16 protein-coding genes and 1 pseudogene are annotated in these 16,256 nt (G+C 30.2%); 4 read left to right on the plus strand and 13 right to left on the minus strand.

Annotated elements, in window-relative coordinates; translation table 11 throughout:
* A pseudogene (locus Q0C58_RS08590) lies at positions 1–260 on the minus strand (hypothetical protein); the annotation flags it as partial.
* Positions 260–598, minus strand: a complete 339-nt coding sequence (locus tag Q0C58_RS08595; RefSeq protein ID WP_290700090.1) for a PadR family transcriptional regulator — start codon at positions 596–598, stop codon at positions 260–262. The pseudogene Q0C58_RS08590 and the gene Q0C58_RS08595, both read right to left, overlap by 1 nt.
* Before the next feature lie 109 nt (positions 599–707).
* Here Q0C58_RS08595 and Q0C58_RS08600 point away from each other — a divergent pair, with 109 nt between their 5' ends.
* Entirely contained in the window at positions 708–1,763 is a 1,056-nt protein-coding gene (locus Q0C58_RS08600; RefSeq protein ID WP_290700093.1) for a ferredoxin--NADP reductase, read from the plus strand.
* A gap of 217 nt (positions 1,764–1,980) precedes the next feature.
* Here the strand turns inward: Q0C58_RS08600 and Q0C58_RS08605 are convergent, their stop codons facing one another.
* From Q0C58_RS08605 to Q0C58_RS08615, 3 genes are all read right to left on the minus strand, one after another.
* Entirely contained in the window at positions 1,981–2,955 is a 975-nt protein-coding gene (locus tag Q0C58_RS08605; protein ID WP_290700133.1) for a glycosyltransferase family 9 protein, read from the minus strand.
* Between the two features lie 92 nt (positions 2,956–3,047).
* Positions 3,048–3,266: a hypothetical protein gene (locus Q0C58_RS08610; RefSeq protein WP_290700095.1), complete on the minus strand. Its 219-nt coding sequence runs from the start codon at positions 3,264–3,266 to the stop codon at positions 3,048–3,050.
* Positions 3,267–3,338: 72 nt separating this feature from the next.
* Positions 3,339–3,944 carry a DUF4254 domain-containing protein gene (locus Q0C58_RS08615; RefSeq protein ID WP_290700098.1) on the minus strand — a complete coding sequence of 202 codons (606 nt, stop codon included), beginning with the start codon at positions 3,942–3,944 and terminating at the stop codon, positions 3,339–3,341.
* A gap of 74 nt (positions 3,945–4,018) precedes the next feature.
* On the opposite strand from Q0C58_RS08615, the gene upp reads away from it, so the two are divergent.
* Positions 4,019–4,678 (plus strand): uracil phosphoribosyltransferase, encoded by a 660-nt coding sequence (gene upp, locus Q0C58_RS08620; protein WP_290700101.1) that lies wholly within the window; start codon positions 4,019–4,021, stop codon positions 4,676–4,678.
* On the opposite strand, the gene Q0C58_RS08625 is transcribed toward upp, so the two are convergent.
* Positions 4,667–5,590 carry a DUF6427 family protein gene (locus Q0C58_RS08625; protein WP_290700105.1) on the minus strand — a complete coding sequence of 308 codons (924 nt, stop codon included), beginning with the start codon at positions 5,588–5,590 and terminating at the stop codon, positions 4,667–4,669. The genes upp and Q0C58_RS08625 overlap by 12 nt on opposite strands.
* Positions 5,591–5,631: 41 nt before the next feature.
* On the opposite strand from Q0C58_RS08625, the gene Q0C58_RS08630 reads away from it, so the two are divergent.
* Positions 5,632–5,859 carry a uracil phosphoribosyltransferase gene (locus tag Q0C58_RS08630; RefSeq protein WP_290700108.1) on the plus strand — a complete coding sequence of 76 codons (228 nt, stop codon included), beginning with the start codon at positions 5,632–5,634 and terminating at the stop codon, positions 5,857–5,859.
* 11 nt (positions 5,860–5,870) lie between these two features.
* Here the strand turns inward: Q0C58_RS08630 and purD are convergent, their stop codons facing one another.
* On the minus strand, positions 5,871–7,145 hold the full coding sequence (gene purD, locus Q0C58_RS08635) for a phosphoribosylamine--glycine ligase (protein WP_290700111.1): 1,275 nt from the start codon (positions 7,143–7,145) through the stop codon (positions 5,871–5,873).
* 127 nt (positions 7,146–7,272) lie between these two features.
* On the opposite strand from purD, the gene Q0C58_RS08640 reads away from it, so the two are divergent.
* Positions 7,273–8,520, plus strand: coding sequence for a phenylacetate--CoA ligase family protein (locus tag Q0C58_RS08640; protein WP_366841526.1), 1,248 nt, complete (start codon positions 7,273–7,275; stop codon positions 8,518–8,520).
* Here the strand turns inward: Q0C58_RS08640 and Q0C58_RS08645 are convergent.
* From Q0C58_RS08645 to Q0C58_RS08670, 6 genes are all read right to left on the minus strand, one after another.
* Positions 8,501–9,280 carry a glycosyltransferase family 2 protein gene (locus Q0C58_RS08645; RefSeq protein WP_290700118.1) on the minus strand — a complete coding sequence of 260 codons (780 nt, stop codon included), beginning with the start codon at positions 9,278–9,280 and terminating at the stop codon, positions 8,501–8,503. The two genes, Q0C58_RS08640 and Q0C58_RS08645, sit on opposite strands and share 20 nt — an antisense overlap.
* 90 nt (positions 9,281–9,370) lie before the next feature.
* The gene (locus Q0C58_RS08650) at positions 9,371–10,780 is read right to left on the minus strand and encodes an exopolysaccharide biosynthesis polyprenyl glycosylphosphotransferase (protein WP_290700121.1); all 1,410 of its coding nucleotides are present in this window, start codon (positions 10,778–10,780) and stop codon (positions 9,371–9,373) included.
* Between the two features lie 3 nt (positions 10,781–10,783).
* Positions 10,784–11,770, minus strand: coding sequence for a UDP-glucuronic acid decarboxylase family protein (locus Q0C58_RS08655; protein ID WP_290700135.1), 987 nt, complete (start codon positions 11,768–11,770; stop codon positions 10,784–10,786).
* A gap of 2 nt (positions 11,771–11,772) precedes the next feature.
* Positions 11,773–13,074 carry a UDP-glucose/GDP-mannose dehydrogenase family protein gene (locus Q0C58_RS08660; protein ID WP_290700124.1) on the minus strand — a complete coding sequence of 434 codons (1,302 nt, stop codon included), beginning with the start codon at positions 13,072–13,074 and terminating at the stop codon, positions 11,773–11,775.
* A 156-nt stretch (positions 13,075–13,230) separates the two neighbouring features.
* Positions 13,231–15,195 carry a nucleoside-diphosphate sugar epimerase/dehydratase gene (locus Q0C58_RS08665; protein WP_290700129.1) on the minus strand — a complete coding sequence of 655 codons (1,965 nt, stop codon included), beginning with the start codon at positions 15,193–15,195 and terminating at the stop codon, positions 13,231–13,233.
* 92 nt (positions 15,196–15,287) lie between these two features.
* A partial coding sequence (locus Q0C58_RS08670; protein WP_290700131.1) for a DegT/DnrJ/EryC1/StrS family aminotransferase occupies positions 15,288–16,256 on the minus strand: 969 nt, incomplete at its 5' end.

The raw sequence follows: 16,256 nt of genomic DNA on the forward strand, positions 1-16,256 counted from the left end.
TCTTTAAAAATAAGTTTCGCATTTTCATTGGTAATCGTATTTACAAACTTCTTATTCTGGTTTAGTAAATTCTTTTTATTTTTAATCATATAATTTTTAAAAGCATCGTAAAAATATAAGCTTGCATCTGCTTCCATTAGTGTTTCAATTTCTGAAGCCACATGATCTGTCATTTCCATACGAATATCAGCATAAATTACATCAGAATTTTCTAGGTAGTTATCTATAAATTGTATGTCTTCTTTGGTTAGTTTCGTCATTATTCTAAACTTAATTTTGGATTCACCAAAGCTTGCATTGTACTAATGTAATTAGCCAATTCATTTAATTTATTGGTTGTTTCTTTTTCGCCATTTTCAGTAAGTTTATAATATTTACGTAAGCGGTTATCTACTTTTTTAACCTCGACATCTAATAAACCTTCGGCTTCTAATTTGTGTAAAGCTGGATATAAAGCACCTTCTGTTATTTTTAATTCACCATTGGTTAACGCCTTTACTTTTTGTGTAATCTCGTAACCGTACATTTTATCGCTTTCGTTTAAAAGTTTTAAAATAATGGTTGTTAAACTACCTTTATATAATTTAGAATTACTCATATTTCAAATATACATAAATTTCTTATGCATAATAATCTTAGGTATTATTTTTATCATAATTCATTTTTATTAGTTTAAAGCTTCACTATTTTTACAAAAAAATAAACGCATGGCTCAATTTCATAAACTTTCAATAAAAAACATTATACGTCAAACAAATAAATGTGTGACGCTAAGTTTTAATATTCCAGAGCATTTAAAAGATAATTTCAACTTTACTGCAGGACAATATATTACGCTTAAAACCACAATAAATAATGAAGAAATACGAAGAGATTACTCTTTGTGCTCATCGCCAAAAAGTGGAGACATTACTGTTGCAGTTAAAGAAGTTGAAAATGGAACATTTTCTAAACACGCAAATAACACTTTAAAAGAAGGAGATACAATGGAAGTTGCAGAACCTCAAGGTCGTTTTGCTTTTACTCCAGACCATTCTAAATCTAGAACTATAGCTGCATTTGCTGCAGGAAGTGGTATTACTCCTGTTTTAAGTATTGCAAAAACAGTTTTAGAGGCAGAACCTAACAGTACGTTTGTATTGGTTTATGGCAATAAATCAAAAAAAGAGACCATCTTTTTTGAAGAGCTACTAGAACTAAACAACAAGTATAAAGCCCGTTTTGATATTAAATTTGTGTTTAGCCAGTCTCAAGAACCAGATGCTTTATTTGGACGTATTGAAAAAAGTACAGTTAATCTTATTGTAAAAAACAAATACAAAGACACTACTATAGATGCTTTTTACCTTTGTGGTCCTGAAGCTATGATACATACTGTAAAAGAAGTGCTAACAGAAAACAATATTGCTGAAGATAAAGTGCTTTTTGAACTTTTTAAAGCTTCAAAAACTGAAGAAACTACTGAAAACAAAGTAAATGCAGGAGAAACAGAAATAAAAGTTATTGTTGATGATGAAGAAATAGCCTTTGTAATGCAACAATCTCAAACCATTTTAGATGCTGCATTAAGTAAAGATATAGATGCGCCATATTCTTGCCAAGGTGGTATTTGTAGCAGTTGTATTGCTAGAATTACAGAAGGCAAAGCTACCATGAGACAAAACAACATACTAACAGATAATGAGGTTGCAGAAGGTTTAGTACTCACTTGCCAAGCACAACCTACAAGCTCTAGAATTGTTGTGGATTACGATGATGTTTAAAAAAATAAAGACTAAAAACACACTTAATCTTGCTTATTAGTGTTTTGTCGATTTCACAAAGAAAAAGGAACGTGTATTGTAATTATCTCGCTTAACGGTATAGATTTGTTCTCAGGTTATAACGGTAAGAATTTGTTAGTTTAAGGGATAAAACAGTAGATATTTTTAATACGTTATCAAACCAAAATTAGACCTCACTTTTTAAGTGAGGTTTTTTTTATAACACAGATTCTATTTTGCTAATAATAGTTTCTGGAGCAATTGTTCTAGCGGCTTCTTTATAGTTTTCGGGATACTTATTACCGTAAATAGAAGTTGGTATCAATGGAAATTGACTTCTATTAGCTAATAAACTATAATCTTCTGGCTGATTAAAAGGTGAAAATCCAGCAAAAGGATGTGTAACATTCCAAATTGTAACTACTTTTTTACCAAGCATTGCAGCAATATGTGCATTGCCTGAGTCCATAGACAACATAATATCAAGATTTGAAATAACATTTAACTCTTGGCTTAAAGTTAATTTTCCTGCTAGATTAATTACGTTTTTATATTTATCTTGAATTTTATTTAGAATTTTAATCTCTTTTACACCACCACCAAACAAAATAACTTTGTGCTTTTTAGAGAGTTCTAAAATAACACGTTCCAGTAAGTCTAATGGGTACATTTTAGACTGGTATTGAGCAAAAGGAGCAATACCTATCCAGTTTTTATTGTCTTTACCTAAGAATTTTTGGGTGCTTTCCGCTAATTCTTGCTGTTTAGGAAAGTTAGGATTAGCAAGTTTAATAGTATAACCTAAACTTCTAAAAACATCTGCATAACGCTCGTATGTTGTTTTAAGTTGCTCGAATTTTTGACCTTTAACCAACTCTTTTTTTTCATCACGACCCTTATCTATTTGCTTGAAGGTTTTACCAAAGAAAAAAAACTTTAAAATATTAGTTCTTAAAACATTATGTAAGTCTGCAACTTGATCTATTCCTAAGTTTTTTAATTCTTTTGAAAGTTTATAAAGCCCAAAAAAACCTTTGTGCTTTCCTTTTAAATCTGGAGCAAAAACGGTAACATTTTCTAAATCTCTAAAAAAAGGTTTAAAAAATTCTCGTGTTAAAACGGTGATTTTAGTATTTGGGTATTGTGTTGTAAAAGCACGCAAAACAGGAACAGCCATAGCAACGTCTCCCATTGCAGAGAGTCTAATGACTAGAATATGTTTTGGTTTTTGTGGCAATGTTTAACAACTTTATGTCCTTTTTATAAATGTTTACTTGTTTTAATTTAAAAAGTTAAAACGTTTCCAAATTTTAGAGCAAATAGTGTTGCTATTGTAATTCCTCCACTTATAAGAATTACGCCTTGCCAATAAAAAGTTTTCGTTACCCAAAGTTTCCACATCTTTTTACCATACTCTTTTTTGTAGTAACGGTTGCTTAACCTCCAGAAAACAAAGGTAATTATAAGAAAAAGCAATGTAGCAATTATCCAAATTTTATCCATTTGTTAAATTTTAATTTATAAGTGTTGATAGTTATTTAAATACTTTTTTTAAAACAAAGGAAGCATATTAAATTACTTCTGTCCTCTTAGTACAGGATTAAGCTCATCGTCATTATACATTTTCATTTGCTTGTATACTTTCATGTATTTGTCACCTTTACTAATGTCTTCTAATAACGTATCTATTGCTGTAGATAAATCTACGCGTTGCTCTAATAAAATATCAAATTTTTTCTGGCAAGCATTTCTATGCGCATCTGTAGCATCTGTTCTTGTTGCTTCCTCTTCCATGTGGTACACTTTGAGTGCTAAAATAGAAAGTCTATCGACTCCCCAAGCTGGACTTTCAGTGTTAATTGTAGCATTACTTTTAGAAGAAACAGTACTATATTTTTCTAAAAAATAACTGTCAATATATTCTACCATATCTGTTCTATCTTGGTTAGAAGCGTCTATTTTACGCTTTAGTTTTAAGGCAGCAACTGGGTCTATTTGAGGATCTCTAATAATATCTTCATAATGCCATTGTACTGTATCTATCCAACATTTTCTATAAAGTAAATGTTCTAGCAAGTCTGATTTTTCATACTTATTAGTAAATGGTTGATCTACTGTATTAATTTCATGGTATTTAGCTATTACATCTTGAAAAATAGCATTGGCTTTAGTTGAAAACATAGTGATTTAGTTTTAAGACTGTAAAATTACGGATAAATATTTAACTTTACCTTTCAATACTAATATTCACTACTATGCATATTCATAATTTATCTGAAGAAAACTCGGTTTTAAACACTTTTATTTCTGAAATACGCGATGTAAACATTCAAAAAGACAGCATGCGTTTTAGAAGAAACATTGAGCGTATAGGCGAAATTTTAGGTTATGAAATGAGTAAATCCTTCAGTTTTAAAAACCAAAAAATAAAGACGCCTTTAGCAGAAGCAGAAATAAAAACGATTGATAATAACATTGTGTTGTCTTCTATTTTAAGAGCAGGAGTACCTTTACATAATGGCTTATTAAATTATTTTGATAAAGCTGAAAACGCCTTTATCTCTGCTTATAGACATCATTTAGAAAATCCAGAAGTATTTGAAATTATTATAGAATACCTTGCTTGCCCAAACTTAGAAGGTAAAACCTTAATTCTTGCAGATCCTATGGTTGCTACAGGACAATCTTTAAGTGCCACTTTTGAAGCTTTAAAACCATTTGGGACACCTAAAGAAATACATTTAGTTGCTGTTATAGGAGCACAAGAAGGCATCGATTTTGTTACTAAACATTTTCCCAAGAATACACATTTATGGATAGCTACCGTAGATAAAGGTCTTGATAATAAAGGTTATATTGTTCCTGGTTTAGGTGATACAGGAGATTTAGCTTTTGGTGAAAAATTACAGCGCTAATAGCGCAAGCGGAATAACCAATAATAAACTAACAAAAAGTATTTTAAACCACTTCTCTTCTATGGTTTCTATATAATTTGAAATAATAATTGTTAGTGGCGCGAACAAGAATAAGAATTCACTTCCATCTTTTTTAGGTGCTATAATTACTAAAATTGTTGCCAACATACAAGCCATAAATACTACATTGTATGATAGTCTAAACGTTTTCTTTTTCTTTTTTATATCTTTTAAGTAGAAAATTGAAGACCACAAGCCAAAGGACGACAACATTGTTATTCCCACGATAAATTGAATAGAATTGTAAGCATTAAAATTAAACCCAACTATTGGGTTTATATTTAAGGTAGTAAAAAAATCTTCGTTAACTATTATAGAAAAACCTGTGGCTAATAAAGCTATTGCTAATAAACCAAGAAAAGGTGTCATCCATTTTTTAATTTCAGACTCTGCATAGAATAATAAAGCAACAAAAATTAATATAAAAAAGAGAATCGCCCAAAAGTAAAGTAGACTTGCAAAACCTATTAAAAAACCTGCATCAAACAGTTTCTTAATATGCTCTTTTTGCGTTCTTAAACTAAGTGTTTTTCTTAAAGCTAAGAGTACTAAAAAATTAGAGACTACAATTTCCCAATCTAAAAACACTTGTGGAATAGTAAGTAGAAAAAAACTAAATATAAAAACCTCAGCATTTCCTTTTTGGGATAATGAGTTTTTTGTTACTATAAAATCGACTAGTAAAGCCGATAAAAAACAGCATAAAAAAACAGCTGCTAATTTAAAAAAAGTAACGGTTGTTAAAACAAAACCACCATACTTATAAATAGCAATTAGCAAGGCCAAAGCAGACAATAAAAAAACAATTAAAAAATTAATTGGTTTAGATTTACTAAAAATACTTGTAATCATTATCTGTTTTTGTATTTTTGCTATATAAATTTACTATTATTATGAAAGATTTATTTCTTGCAATACAAGACTTTTTTGTAAACGTTGCATTTGCACCTCTAGATATGCTTAGAGAACTTGAGTTAGAAAACTGGGTTATGGCAAACGGTATTAACTGGTTATTTGTAATTATTTGTATGGCAGCAATGGTTTACTGGATGTTACAATTAAAGAAATTTGACAGCAATAACGAAGAAGATAAAAGTATTTCTTCGCATTCATTTTTATAAAACTAATTTAATTAGTTTAAATCGAATCCAATATCTTTTCGATAATTCATCTTATCAAAATGTAGCTTTTCTATATTTTGATAAGATTTTTTTATGGCCTCTTGGTATGTTTCTCCAAAGCTAGTAATTGACATTACACGACCACCAGAGGTTACTATTTTATTATCTTTTATTTGTGCTCCTGCATGAAAAGCAATAGAATTCTCTATATTTTCAATACCTGAGATTTCTTTTCCCTTCTCGTAAGCTTCAGGATAACCACCAGAAACTAACATTACTGTAGTTGCAGCACGAGCGTCTATTTCTATATCTATTTTATCTAAAGTCTGGTTGGCTACTGCTTGAAAAACATCGACTAAATCATTTTTTAAACGTGGCAAAACCACTTCGGTTTCAGGATCTCCCAAACGTACATTGTATTCTATTACAAAAGGATCGTCTCCTACTTTTATCAAGCCAATAAACACAAAACCTTTATATGGTAGATTGTCTTTTTGTAATCCGTTAATTGTAGGGATTACAACGCGTTCTTTAATTTTAGACATGAAAGTATCGTCTGCAAAAGGTACAGGAGAAATGGCTCCCATTCCACCAGTATTTAAACCTGTATCGCCTTCACCTATGCGCTTATAATCTTTAGCAGTTGGTAGAATTTTATAATTTTTGCCATCAGTTAACACAAAACAACTTAATTCTATACCATCTAAAAACTCTTCTATAACTACTTTGGTACTTGCATTTCCAAATTTAGCATCTACAAGCATGGCTTTTAGTTCTGCTTTAGCTTCATTTAAATTTTCTAAAATAACGACTCCTTTTCCAGCAGCTAACCCATCGGCTTTTAAAACATAAGGTGGATTTAGTGTTTCTAAAAAAGCATAACCTTTTTCAACTGTATTAGCATTAAAACTTTGGTATGCAGCAGTTGGAATATTGTGTCTAAATAAAAACTCTTTTGCAAATTCTTTACTCCCTTCTAATTCAGCAGCAGCTTTTTGCGGCCCAATAACAGCAACGTTTTTAAGAGATTCATCCTCAAGAAAGAAATCGTGAATACCTTGTACTAATGGATCTTCTGGTCCAACAACAACCATTGTAATATTATTATTTAACACAACCTCTTTTATGGCTTGAAAATCGGTTACACTAACAGAAACATTAGTAGCTATTGTTGCTGTTCCAGAATTTCCTGGAGCAACATACAAATTTCTACACGTAGTGCTTTGTGCTAATTTCCATGCTATTGTATGTTCTCTTCCGCCAGAGCCTAGTATTAAAATATTCATAGTTGTAATTGTTTGCACAAAAATAATTATTTACTTTACAAATTCATATTTATAATTTTTTCTTTTGAATCTATTTGAACTTTCTTTAAAATTAAAAGGCTTTCCAATTAAAAAAGCGAAGCTTGCTTTGGAAAAAATTAACGCAATGTCTGCAAAAGAGAAAGAACAAGATATTATTGATAAAAGAACTGCTATTGTAAATCACCATTTAAATAACAATCTGTTTTATAAATCTTTTGCTAAAAAAGCCAATGTAGAAGATTGGAATAGTATTCCAGTTTTAACTAAACGCGATTTACAACAGCCTTTAAACAATAGATTATCTGAAGGTTTTTTAACTAAAAACTGTCTGGTTAATAATACGTCTGGTTCTTCTGGTTATCCGTTATCGTTTGCAAAAGATCAATTCTCTCATGCTTTGTCTTGGGCTATTTTTATGGATAGATACAGTTGGCACAGTTTGGATTTAAACACCTCTAAACAAGCACGATTTTATGGTATTCCTTTAAACAAAATAAGTTATTATAAAGAAAGGCTAAAAGATAAATTAAGTAACAGGTTTCGATTTTCGGTTTTTGATATGAGTGATACACAGCTTGCTAAAAACGTTGTGTTATTTGGTAAATCTAATTACGAATACCTCTATGGTTATTCTAACGCACTAACGCTTTTTGGAAAATATTTAGACCGTGAAAATATTGTATTAAAAGATAAATGTAAAAGTTTAAAAGTGTGTATTGCTACTTCTGAAACTTTATTTGAGAACGATAAAAAGTTATTGGAAAAACAATTTGGTGTTTCGGTTATTAACGAATATGGTTGTGCAGAGTTAGGATTGATTGCATTTCAAAATAAAAATAATGAGTGGCTTATAAATAATGACGATTTATATGTAGAAATTCTAGACGATAACAATAATATTTTACCACATGGTGAACAAGGTCGCATAGTAATTACTTCACTCTACAACAAAGCGCATCCTTTTATTCGCTACGATTTAGGCGATATTGGAACACTCTCAAAAAACAGTACTTTAAACAAACCTATCTTGGAATCTTTAGCAGGTAGAACTAACGATACATTAAACTTACCAAGCGGAAAAACAGCTGCAGGTTTTACTATGTATTACGTAACAAAAACAGTTATAGAAGATGCTTCGAAAATAAAAGAGTTTATGTTAGAGCAGTTTAAACTCGATACGTTTAAGGTAAGTTATGTTGCTGAAGAAGATTTAAATGAGACTCAAAAAGAAACAATTAAAAAAGCACTTGATAATTATTTAGAACCTGGTTTAACTGTTTCGTTTGAAAGAAAAGAAAGCCTAGAACGTGCTAAAAGCGGAAAAGTGAAACAGTTTATTTCTTATGTAAAGTAACCGTTTGTTTACTCTTTACAAAAAAGTGTTCCCATAGAAAGGTTAGCATATAGCATAACGATTTAACAGTAGAAAATTCTAAACCTTTTTTATAAACCCAGTAATTATGTTTTAGTAATTCTACTTTATTAGCAGACATAGAATTTTCTCGAACACGATAAAAAGCTAACGATTCTTGTATGCTTTGAGCTGGTTTTCCAGAGGCTTTTATGGCATTTAACCATAATAGCCAATCTTGACGTTTACGTAAGTTAGGTGACGTTATTTTGCCTAATGTTTTAGCGTTATATATTCCTGTTAAATTACCTATGTAATTACTTTTTAAATATTTTTTGTAGGTTAAAACAGGTAGTGCCTTTACTAGTTTATTTAAAGGTTTTCCTGCCTCGTCTATTTGCTCGTAACTACTAAAGCAAACCTCGCAATTTTGGTTTTGCATAAATGCTAATTGCTTTTCTAGTTTTTCTGGTTTCCAAAGATCGTCTGCATCTAAAAAAGCAATATAATCGCCTTTTGCAGCTAGTATTCCTTTGTTTCTAGATACTGCTGCTCCTTGATTGGTTTCATTTTTAAGAAGTTTAATATTGCTGTTATTTGAAATGAAATTGTTGACGCTATTAATAGTGTTATCAGTTGAGCAATCGTCTATTAGTATGATTTCCCAATTAGTATGTGTTTGATTTATAACAGACTTTATGGTTTCGGTTATAAAGGCTTCCGAATTATAAAGTGGTGTAATTATAGAAACGAGTGCTTTCATGTATTAACATTATTATTTTTAATTGTCACATACTCTTCGCTATTAATCATTTCTTTAAGTAATAAAATTTTTAACATGCTCGTTTCAAAATCAATAGGCTTTTTCTTCTCCTTTAAAGATATTAAATATGGTTTGGAAAATAATTTTTACATCCAATAATATAGACCAATTTTCAATATAAAAATTATCGAATTTAATGCGGTTTATAATGTCTTCATCACTTTTTATTTCTCCTCTATAGCCTTTAATTTGAGCTAGACCAGAAATACCTGGTTTTACATGATGACGAAAAATAAAATTATATTTATCTATTTTTTTTGAGTAATCTTCTGTGTAAGATAGCATGTGAGGTCTTGGACCAACAACAGACATGTCTCCAAGAAGCACATTAAAAAACTGTGGTAACTCATCTATACTTGTATGGCGTAAAAATTTACCTATTTTAGTAACTCTTGTATCGTTCTGTTTAACGTAAGAGCCTTTAATTTCATTTATAGTTCTTAAGGATCTAAACTTATAACAATTAAACTCTTTGTAATTAATTCCGTTACGTTTGTGTTTATAGAATAATGGGCCTTTAGATTCTAATTTTATTAAAATAAATAAAACTACAGAAAGCCACGACAAAATAAAAACAATAATAAATAAAGAAAACAAAACGTCGAAAGCCCGTTTAAATAATTTATTAAAATTATTATTTAAAGCAGCTTCTTGTATTGAAAGTACTGGTAAATAATTATAAAAATCTGTTTTTAAACGCTTAGTAAAAAGCTTTTTAGTTTCTGGTATAAATTTAATATTACAATGGTGTAAGTTAGCATACTTTACAAAATCGTTTACTTGGTTTTCTGTAAGCTCTTCTATTGCGCAGTAAATTTCGTCGATACCGCTATTTTTTTCTAAAAAAATAAAACTTTCTTTAATACTTCCAGTAATATCATCTGTTTTTTTATTACTAAATCGTGCTAGTAATTTATATCCTAATTCTTTTTTTTGATTAAATATCGATTTTAACTCATTTGCGCCTTGGGTGTCACCAATAATAATAACGCGACGTACATTTCCTTTTAGTTTTAGACGGTAAGCTTTAAGTAAATAATAACTTAAAAATTTTATAAAACCAATGATTAAAAAGGTTGAAACTAAATATTTAAAGGTTATAAATGCCTGAATATTAACACTTCTAAAGACTCCTATAAAAGCATAAACTAGGAATGAAAATATTAGAAATTGCTTAATTAATAATGATAGAATGTTTAATACTGAAGTATACCTATAAACATTATAAAAATTAATAAAAGATGTTGATAACATCCAAAATACTAGAGAATATACTATAAATAATAAATGTTTATTATTAAAAATCGCTGAAGAAAAAAAATGAAGATTTTCTTCGTTTAGATTAAAAGAATAAAATGCTAAAAGGTTAATAATAAATAGGTCGAAAAAAACCAATAAAGGCCTTATTAACCATGAATATCTTCCACGAATATATTCCATTTGCTATTTATTATTATAGCTTGAAAAATCCTTATGTTCGCTTTTATAAAGGGCATCACTACTTAGGCTTTTAAAATAGTCGAAGGTAATTTTCATACCTTCTGCTCTTCCTATTTTAGGTTCCCAATCTAATATTTTTTTAGCAAGAGAAATATCTGGCTGCCTTTGCATAGGATCATCTACTGGTAAGTCTTTAAATATAACTTTTTGTGTTGTGCCTGTTAGTTTAATAATCTCTTCGGCAAAATCTTTTATTGTTATTTCATGAGGGTTTCCAATATTAACTGGCAAGCTATAGTCGCTTAATAGTAACCTATAAATACCTTCTACTTGATCGTCTACATAACAAAAAGAGCGTGTTTGTAAACCATCTCCAAAAATGGTTAAATCTTCGCCACGAAGTGCTTGTCCCATAAAAGCCGGAATTACACGACCATCATTAAGTCTCATTCTAGGTCCATAAGTATTAAAAATGCGAACAATACGTGTTTCTAATCCGTGAAACCTATTGTAAGCCATTGTTATAGACTCTTGAAAACGTTTTGCTTCATCATAAACACCTCTTGGGCCAATGGTGTTTACATTACCATAATATGCTTCAGTTTGAGGATGTACTAATGGATCACCATACACTTCTGATGTAGATGCTATAAGTAACCTTGCTTCTTTAGCTTTTGCTAAACCAAGTAAATTATGCGTTCCTAATGAACCTACTTTAAGTGTTTGTATTGGTATTTTAAGATAATCTATAGGGCTTGCTGGTGAGGCAAAATGCAAGATATAATCTACATCTCCTTCAATTTTAATATATTCTGTAACATCATGCTTTATAAAACTAAAATTAGCATGTTTTTGAAGGTGAGTAATATTTTTTTTATCTCCAGTAATAAAGTTATCCATACCAATAACTTGATAACCCTCTTTAATAAAGCGATCGCACAAATGAGATCCTAAAAATCCTGCTGCTCCTGTTATTAACACTGTTTTTATACTCATTCTCTTCCTATTGATATGTATTTAAAGCCTTCATTTTCAACATCTTTAACATCGTATAAATTTCTACCATCAAAAATAATGTTATTATTCATTACGGTTTTCATTTTATCTGTATTAGGTGTTCTAAATATACTCCATTCTGTACAAATTACTAATGCATCTGCATTTTCTAAAGCTTGATACATACTTTCTGCATAACTAATTTTATCTGCTAATTTTCTTTTTACATTTGGCATAGCTTCTGGATCGTAGGCTATAATATTAGCACCAGATTCTAGTAAACTGTCTATTATATAAAGTGCTGGTGCTTCACGAATATCGTCTGTTTCTGGTTTAAATGCTAATCCCCAAATAGCTATATTTTTACCTTTTAAATTGTTTTTAAAATAGGCTTGAATTTTAGGAATCAACACTAATTTTTGTCTCGCATTTACATTGATAACTGAATCTAAAATTTGAAAATTATAATTATTATCTTTTCCAGATTTGTGTAGTGCTTTTACATCCTTAGGAAAACAAGAGCCTCCATAACCTATTCCTGGAAATAAGAAACGTTTACCTATTCTTGAATCTGTTCCCATTCCTATTCTTACTTTATCGACGTCTGCACCTACTTTTTCGCAAAAGTTGGCTATCTCGTTCATGAAAGTGATTTTAGTTGCTAAAAATGCGTTTGAAGCGTATTTGGTAAGCTCTGCAGACTTCTTATCCATTATTATTATTGGATTTCCTGAACGCACATAAGGTTTGTACAATTTCTCCATTAATTTAATAGCTCTATCGCTACTTGCTCCAACTACTATACGCTCTGGTTTTAAAAAATCGTCTACAGCAAAACCTTCTCGTAAAAATTCTGGATTAGAAACCACATCGAAATCTACTGTTGTGTTTTTAGCAATAGCTGCTTCTACTTTTTCACTTGTACCAACTGGAACTGTACTTTTATCTACAATAACCTTGTAGTCTTTAATAAGCTTTCCAATATTATCTGCTACTCCTAAAATATACTTCAAATCTGCAGAGCCATCTTCGTCTTCAGGTGTTGGAAGTGCTAAAAATATAATGTCTCCATGTTCTAGGCCTTCTTCTAAATTAGTTGAAAATTTTAAGCGCTTCGCTTTAATATTTCTATCAAATAAAACATCTAAATGCGGTTCGTAAATTGGTACTTGACCTTGCTGCATTAGTTTAACCTTATTTGCATCTATATCTATACAAAGCACATCGTTTCCTGTTTCTGCCAAACAAGTTCCTGTTACTAAACCTACATATCCTGTGCCAATTACTGCTATTTTCATTTGTATTCTTTATTGTTTTTAAATCACATATTATTAATAAATTTTCTTGTGCAAAGACATTTTTAACATGTTCCTTCTCAATTAAAAATTGATACTGTTTATAATAAAAAAACGCTTCATTTTAATGAAACGTTTCATTTGAGCTCTAATTATGTTTTATACTATTTTTTTGTCTAGTATTTCAAAGTCTGAATTCATACTTAAAAATTCTGGCACAATGTCTTTCATTTTAAGTACTATTTCATTTTTTGTTCCTTCCTTAGCTGTATTAGAAAGGTCTAAGATTAGTTTATTTATAAAATCATAATCATAGCTTTCTATTTTAGCTATCATTATTTTTTCGTTGTATGTTGGTAGCGTTTCAGACTTATCATTAAGAAGTTCTTCATACAACTTCTCACCTGGTCTTAAGCCTATGACTTTGATATCTATTTCTTTATATGGTGTAAATCCAGCTAAACGGATTATTTTCTTAGCTAGGTCTATAATTTTTACTGCTTCTCCCATATCGAAAATAAAAACTTCTCCTCCATTTCCCATTGCTCCTGCTTCTATTACAAGCTGACAGGCTTCTGGGATAGTCATGAAGTATCTAATAATATCTGGATGCGTAATGGTTAATGGTCCTCCTTCTTCTATTTGTTTTTTAAACAATGGCACAACAGAGCCATTAGAACCTAATACGTTACCAAATCTAGTTGTTACGTATTGAGTTGTAGATTTGTTGTCTATTTTTAATTTTCCTTGAAGCGCTTGAATATAAATTTCTGCAATACGTTTAGAAGCTCCCATTACATTGCTTGGATTTACAGCTTTATCTGTAGATACCATAACAAATTTTTCGGCTTTGTACTTATTGGCCATATCTGCAACATTCTTGGAGCCTATTACATTTGCAAACACTGCTTGAGATGGATGCTTTTCCATTAGTGGTACATGTTTATATGCTGCTGCATGATAAACAACGTCTGGTTTGTGTGTACTAAAGACTTCCTCTAAAATAGCTCTATTTCTAACATCTGATATAATGGCTTCAAAGTCTAAATTTGGGAATTTTTGATTTATTTCGTGATGGATACGGTACAAAGGTGTTTCGGCATTATCTAAAATTAATAGTTTCTTAGGTTTGTAATTAGCAACCTGTCTTACTATTTCACTTCCAATAGATCCTGCACCTCCTGTAACTAGAATACATTTGTTGTAAATTTCTTTAGCTACTAGTTTATTATCTAATTTAATTGGTTCTCTTTCTAGAATATCTTCAATTTGAATTTTTTCAATTTGATTAGATAAACTTTTGTTGTTTTCAATATCTGATATTAAAGGTGCTCTAAAGACCTTAAAGTTATATTCAAGACAGTTGTCTATAATTGCAATACTCTCTTCTTTAGTTAGATTGTTATCTGCAATAATTAAAGCTTGCGCACTATTTGCTCTTAAAGTGACCGCTATTTTTCTGTAAATATGAACTATTGGAAGCCCTAATATTTCTTTACTTTTATTTTTCCCTTCTCTATCTATAAACCCTAATACTCTATATCGTGATGGCTTCTCTGATTTTAAGGCTGATGCAATTGCGATTGCATTTTCATCTGTGCCATAAACCATAACGTTTATTTGCTCTTCTTGGTGTTGAAAGTTTAGATAAGATTCAAAAATGTATTTTACTAGTATTCTAAAAAGAAATAAGCCACAAAAAGAAATAATAGCATACACTAGAATCTCTGGGACTAGAAAAATACTTTTCTTATTAAACAAAAAATAAATATAATGAATACTAAGACTAGTTACTAATGTAGCTACAGAAGCTAAAAAGAATTTTACAGCATCTATAAATGTAGAGTGTCTAATTAAGCCTGCATAGGTTCTAAAAAAGATAAAGAATAAAACGTTTACAATTATAACTATTAACTCTTGAGCTGTAGGTAGGTATGAGAAATAGAGTGTTCCATTTTTAAGATTCCCAATAATAATTTTAGTAATTATTAGTGCAATTAATAAAATAGAACTGTCGAAACACAATATTGCCCATCTTGGCAGATAGTTTATATTTTTAAAATCTATCTTTTTCCGACTAGATTCTAATACTTGAAATAATGCTTGCTTTAATTTTTTAAACATTTAGACCATTATAATTGGGACTGTAAATATCTTAATTATAATTACAATATAGAAATATAACCGCATTTTCCTAGTAAAATAAGCATAATAACCTATTTAAGACTTTCTACAACCTCAATTATTCTATCTCTATCTACATTAGTAAGATTAGAACCACTTGGTAAACATAATCCACTATTAAATAATGTTTCGGAAATTTTACCACCATAATATGGTGCATTTTTAAAAACTGGTTGTAAATGCATGGGTTTCCAAAGTGGTCTAGTTTCTATATTCGCTTCTAACATTTTATTATAGAACTCATCTTTAGTAAATGGAGCGTTTTCACTAATAGTTATACAACTTAACCAGTGGTTTGAGAATAACTCTTGATTAGATTCTGTAAAAACAGTTACACCATTAATGTCTTTAAATATGTTTTTGTAGAAAGCATTCATATCACGCCTAAGACTAATATGTTTATCTAAAACTTCCATTTGTCCACGACCAATACCTGCGCTTATATTACTCATTCTGTAGTTATAACCTATTTGAGAATGCTCGTAATGTGGTGCTTGATCTCTTGCTTGTGTTGCTAAAAAGATCGTGTTTTTCTTTTTTTCTTCAGTATTACAAACCATTGCACCACCGCCAGAAGTAGTAATGATTTTGTTTCCGTTAAAAGATAAAATTGAATAATCTCCAAACGTACCACATTTTCTTCCTCTATATGTTGAGCCTAAAGCTTCAGCCGAATCTTCAACTACTGGAATGTCATATTTTTTTGCCACTGCTAAAAGCTCTTCTACTTTTGCTGGCATACCGTATAAATGTACAATTACAATGGCCTTTGGTGTAATTCCTTTTGCAATTCTATCTTTAATAGCTGTTTCTAAGTGAATTGGACACATGTTCCAAGTTTCTAATTCACTATCTATAAATATAGGTTTTGCTCCTTGATAAGTTATTGGGTTTGCTGATGCAGAAAATGTAAAGGTTTGGCATAATACCTCATCGTTTAGTCCAACTCCTAATTGCACAAGTGCTAAGTGTATTGCTGCTGTACCTGATGATAAGCATGC

The sequence above is a fragment of the Lacinutrix sp. genome, assembly GCF_023299985.1.
GTDB lineage: Bacteria > Bacteroidota > Bacteroidia > Flavobacteriales > Flavobacteriaceae > Lacinutrix.